Source organism: Ferroglobus sp. (assembly GCF_015521575.1).
Taxonomy (GTDB): Archaea; Halobacteriota; Archaeoglobi; order Archaeoglobales; family Archaeoglobaceae; genus Ferroglobus.
In genome coordinates, this window is sequence record NZ_WANY01000010.1 from 1 (window position 1) to 4810 (window position 4810).

The following is a 4810-nucleotide window of genomic DNA, read 5'->3' on the forward strand; positions in this document are numbered from 1 at the left end:
ATCTGATAGCCTGGAAAACCTTCAGCTTGGAGGAAATGGCATACCTCTGGCTCTGCATAGAAAACAAAAAGAACTTGATCTTCGCCGGAGGAACAGCAAGCGGAAAAACAACAAGCATGAACGCCATTAGCTTGTTCATCCCAAAAAACGCTAAAATCGTAAGCATAGAAGATACAAGAGAAGTAATGCTCCCCCACGAAAATTGGATTCCGGCTGTGACAAGAGAAGGAGTTGGAGGAAAAGAAATAGACATGTACGAGTTGCTGAGAGCAGCTCTAAGACAAAGACCAGAGTACATAATAGTTGGAGAGGTTAGAGGTAAAGAAGCTCTAACCCTCTTCCAGGCAATGTCAACAGGTCACACAACCTATTCAACCCTGCATGCTGACTCGGTGAATGGTGTAATCCACAGATTAGAGAACCCCCCGATAAACGTGCCAAGAAGCATGATTGAAGCTCTCGATATAATAAGCATACAAGCCCAAGTTTATCTGGGAAACAAAAGAGTAAGAAGAAATTTAGAAATAGCAGAAATAGTCGGAATGGACCCCCACACAAAAATAATCAAAACTACAACAGTCTTCTCCTGGGACAGCGAAAAAGATGAACACGTGATGATTGGCTCGTCGAAAGTCCTCGAAGAAATAAGAAAAATGAGAGCTTGGAGTAGAAAAGAACTTGAAAACGAATTAGAAAATAGAAAAAAAGTCCTCCAGTGGATGCTCGAAAACAACATCAGAGACTACAAAGAAGTAGCTAAAATAATACACGCATACCAAAACGATAAAGATAGCGTTTTGAGGATGATAGCATGATAAAGAACGAAAACGAGTTTACGAGGCTCGCTTACAGAATTTTCGGAGAAAGAGCAAAGAGAAACCTTACAAAATACTACGAACTTGGAAGAGACCTTCAAAGAGCTATGATAAACGTCCCTCCAGAAGTTTACGTGGCTACTCAAATGTTATTTTCAGTTATCCTCGCCATTGTCGGGTTAATAATCGGCATAATAGCGGCGATAATAGTTATAAACTTCGTAGAGATTCCGAAATTCCAGATCTCCTTTCCAGAACCGTTTCTCAGTTACTGGCTGAAGTACAGAAAATTCTTCTGGGCGAGCGTTCTTGCAGCTCTTATTACAATTGCGATGTATTTCCTTGGAAAGTTCCTCTTCAAAATCTACCCAAGCTTCATCATTAGCGACAGAAAAAGCAAGATAAACCGTCTTTTGCCCCACGCCGTTATGTTCATGTACTCCCTCTCAAGGGGTGGAATGAACATCCTTGATATATTCAAATCGATAGCTGCTTACGAAGATGTATACAGCGAGGTATCTAAGGAGTTTGCGAAAATCGTCAGAGATATAGAGATTCTTTCCAAGGATCTTAGAACGGCTCTAACGGAAGCTATAGAGAACACTCCATCAGAAAATCTAAAAGACCTTCTTCACGGACTCATAACAGTTATCGACAGCGGTGGAGACATAACGAGTTATTTAGAGGAAAGAGCCGAGTTCTATCTTGAGAGAGCAAGACAGGAACAGAAAAGCTTCCTTGACTTTTTAAGCTTGATGGCAGAAAGTTACATAACCGCATTCGTGGCTGGACCGCTCTTCTTAATTATAATTCAGACGGTCATGGCTGTTATGGGACAGGGAGACGAATTAATGCTTTACAGCATAATCTATCTAATAATTCCAATCGGTTCGTTTATGTTCGCGATGGTAATAAAGCTCATAAGCCCAATGGAGAGCGGTGCTCCGCCGCTTATAAAAGAGAGGCACAGAGTGAACCGAAACATCCTGCCGGAGGTGGAAAAGAAAGTTAACTCGTGGAAGTTCAGGAGAGAGTACTTAAATCCGATAAGGCTCCTTAAGAAGTATCCAGAAGCGATACTCCTTTTCAGCGTTCCAGCTGGGATGATTTTCATAATTCTCGGATTCCTGAACAATCCATTCTATCCGAGCATCGACTGGTTTTTCAAGTTTGATGACTACCTCTTTATCGCCTTAATTATAATGCTCTCCCCCTACGCCGTATTTTACGAGATTAAAAAGAGGCAATTGAACACCGCTTTAAAGCTAACTCCGGTTTTCTTGAACAAGCTTGCATCAGCCAACGAGAGTGGTATGCCAATTCACAAGGCTATAGCTATGATCGCAAAGACGGAGACGAGCGCTTTGAAGAAAGAAATAGAGAAAATTAAACTCGATCTCGACTGGAAAATAAGCTTGGAGGACGCTTTAATAAGGTTCGCCAACAGAATAAGAGTTTTCGAATTGACGAGGACGATAACCCTTCTTGTAGAAGCTTTAAGATCTACAGGAAACGTAACGGAAGTTTTGAGAATTTCAGCAAAAGATGCGAGTAATGCCGAGCTGTTGAGAAGGGAAAGACTCGGAAACATGTTCATGTACGTCATAATCATCTACATATCTTTCTTCGTGTTCATAGGTATAGTATACATAATCTCCACGACATTCCTTTCGGTTCTCGCTGAAAGCACCGCCAAAATGCCTCAAGGTGGATTCATGGGCTTGGCTTCGATAAGCGAGGAGTTTTACAGAAACGTGTTCATGCATGCAGCAGTTTTCCAGGGACTTTTCGCCGGACTTGTTGCCGGAGTTATGGGAGAAGGAAGCTTCTCCTCGGGAGTAAAGCATTCTGTTGTCATGCTAACCTTCGGATACGTCCTTTTCACCCTCTTTATCTAAAGTTGAGACGAAAGATGCAAGGAGAATCGTTGCTGCACCAATTAACTGTCTCAAATTCAGAACTTCCCCGAAAATCGAGTAACCTATGAAAGACGCAACAACCGGCTCTATCAAAGCTATTACAGCACCTCTTTCTTCTTTAACGAATCTCATTCCGTAACTCAGCAAAACAAAGGGAATTGCAGTAGGAATTAACCCAAGAAAAACGTAAATCAGCTCAAAGTTGCGAACGTTAAGAGAGAAAGGAGCAAGCAAAACAGCTCCAACAAGAAGGTTTGAGAACGTTATTTGCAAAGAAGAGTAATCTTTCCTAAGTCTTCTGAGATAAGCAAAAAGAAATGCATAGAACAAACCAGAAAGAAATCCAAAAATTACGCCGATATTAACTTCTCCGAAAGGGTATAGCATTAGAAAAAGTCCGGATACTCCCAAAAAAGTAACGGAAAGAGAAATTGCGGAGATCTCCCCTTTCAAAAGTTTGTAGGCGGAAATGTAAACTGGAGCCATGTAAAGGAGTAAAGCGGCGAAAGCTGCGTAGAGCATAGAAATTGCGGAAATGTAGAAAGCTACAACTCCAGTGTTAACCGCTCCAAGTAAAAAAAGCTTCTTCGAAATTTTCGGTTTTTCTCTGAAAACAAGCATGAACAGAGAGACGAAGATCAACCCAAAGAAAACTCTGAGGAAAGTTATGGAGAAAGGCTGCAATTCGATATTTTTCACGAAATACGGGAGCGTTCCCATGAGAACAGCCGAGATAAGTACTGCTAAGCCACCTTTCACGAACCGTTATAAGAGGGAAGATATTAAAATGTTTGGTGGGCGCGCCTCCGGTCGACCCTTCCGGGCGGAGCTATCCGCTCCTCGGACTCTCCTCTCCGCACCCCCGAAAGCGCCGAACGTCCGGGGTTAGCCTGCTCCCTTCCGGGCCTGGGCCGGTCCCCCCGGCAAACACGGCGGACATCCCCTCCGGGAAGCCCAGCCGTGACCGCCGGCCCTTCGGGACGGAGATTCTACAAGCCCGAGGAGCTCTTCACCCCGCCCTTCCGGGCCTTCCTTCGGCTTCGGCCCCCGCATGACGACGGTTTCGGGTTACAGGGGACGCCGAACCCCCCGGCCTAGCCCACCATAATATAGTGTGCGACAAAGTATATTAATGTTTGCTCTCTAAAATTTTGTCTTCTTTTTTACTATTTCCGCCAAAACTCTTCCCTCGTCGGTCAGACTAATTTTATCTTCAACCGAAATGCACGAAGCTTTTTCGAGAATGTCGAGATGAAATCTAAGAAGTTTTTCATCAGTCTTCAGCTCCCTTTTCAATTCATCCAAGCTCTTTTCACTTTCATCAAGCAAAGCGAGAATTTTCCTCCGTATCGAATTCGATATAGCCATTTTAAACCTTCTCCTGTACTCCTCAGCTTCTTCGGTCGATTTTGCCGAAATCCACTCCTCGAACTTCACAAGGAGTGTTTGGAAAATCAGTACCAAAACGTTATCCCTAAATTATTCATAACATTTACTTAATCTTTACTTTCTTCGGCAGAAAAGTCTCGTTGTCAAATATCCCAATGCAAAAAATCGCATGAAAACAACAGTTTCTCGAATTGATCAAATTAAAGATCTTTCATACTTTTGAAGAGGTGGAACGACTATGACCTATCTCCAAAACACTTTTATACATCTTTATACAAGTTTATACATGCAACGATACGTTTACCCTGTTGACCTTACCGAGGTTGAGAAGGAGCTTAACCTAATTGTTGAAAAGCTGAAGGTTTCGAAGGCTGAAGCGATAAGAGAAGCTATAAGGCATTTTGCCGAGGAGCTGAAAGGAATCGAAGTTGTTGAGCTAAGGGAAATACCAAAAGAGCAAGCTAAGAAAGAGATTCTCGAATACATCAAGGGGAAGGATAGAGTTTGGGCTGATGAAATCGCTGAAGCTTTACGGATTGATTTGAGCTTGGTCAACGACATTTTAATGGAACTGTGGAGTGAAGGTTATGTCGAGCCAGAGGATTGAAGGGGAGAAAATTCGCTGCGTTGGAAGAAAAGTAAGCAAACCAAGGCTTATACATCAGAGTGGAAGGCATAGAGCTATTG

At 42.8% G+C, this 4810-nt stretch carries 5 protein-coding genes and 1 other RNA gene; 3 read left to right on the plus strand and 3 right to left on the minus strand.

From position 1 onward, the window contains the following. Positions 1–815, plus strand: an 815-nt coding sequence (locus F7C14_RS00525) for a type II/IV secretion system ATPase subunit (RefSeq protein WP_290898495.1), incomplete at its 5' end; no start/stop codon positions are given. Then, positions 812–2713 carry a type II secretion system F family protein gene (locus F7C14_RS00530; RefSeq protein WP_290898502.1) on the plus strand — a complete coding sequence of 634 codons (1902 nt, stop codon included), beginning with the start codon at positions 812–814 and terminating at the stop codon, positions 2711–2713. The genes F7C14_RS00525 and F7C14_RS00530, both read left to right, overlap by 4 nt. On the opposite strand, the gene F7C14_RS00535 is transcribed toward F7C14_RS00530, so the two are convergent. From F7C14_RS00535 to F7C14_RS00545, 3 genes are all read right to left on the minus strand, one after another. Further along, complete coding sequence (locus tag F7C14_RS00535) at positions 2675–3493, minus strand: EamA family transporter (protein WP_290898507.1); 819 nt, start codon at positions 3491–3493, stop codon at positions 2675–2677. The two genes, F7C14_RS00530 and F7C14_RS00535, sit on opposite strands and share 39 nt — an antisense overlap. Positions 3494–3526: 33 nt before the next feature. Then, positions 3527–3839, minus strand: an RNA gene (gene ffs, locus F7C14_RS00540) — signal recognition particle sRNA. A 38-nt stretch (positions 3840–3877) separates the two neighbouring features. Continuing rightward, on the minus strand, positions 3878–4171 hold the full coding sequence (locus F7C14_RS00545) for a winged helix-turn-helix domain-containing protein (RefSeq protein ID WP_290898511.1): 294 nt from the start codon (positions 4169–4171) through the stop codon (positions 3878–3880). A 238-nt stretch (positions 4172–4409) separates the two neighbouring features. Here F7C14_RS00545 and F7C14_RS00550 point away from each other — a divergent pair, with 238 nt between their 5' ends. Continuing rightward, a complete protein-coding gene (locus F7C14_RS00550; RefSeq protein WP_290898515.1) occupies positions 4410–4730 on the plus strand; it encodes a winged helix-turn-helix domain-containing protein in 321 nt (106 codons plus the stop codon). Positions 4731–4810 lie beyond the last annotated feature (80 nt).

Bases quoted from the DNA above. Each gene is read 5' to 3' on its own strand.
- F7C14_RS00550 (WP_290898515.1), top strand. From the start codon at position 4,410: ATGCAACGATACGTTTACCCTGTTGACCTTACCGAGGTTGAGAAGGAG.
- F7C14_RS00530 (WP_290898502.1), top strand. From the start codon at position 812: ATGATAAAGAACGAAAACGAGTTTACGAGGCTCGCTTACAGAATTTTC.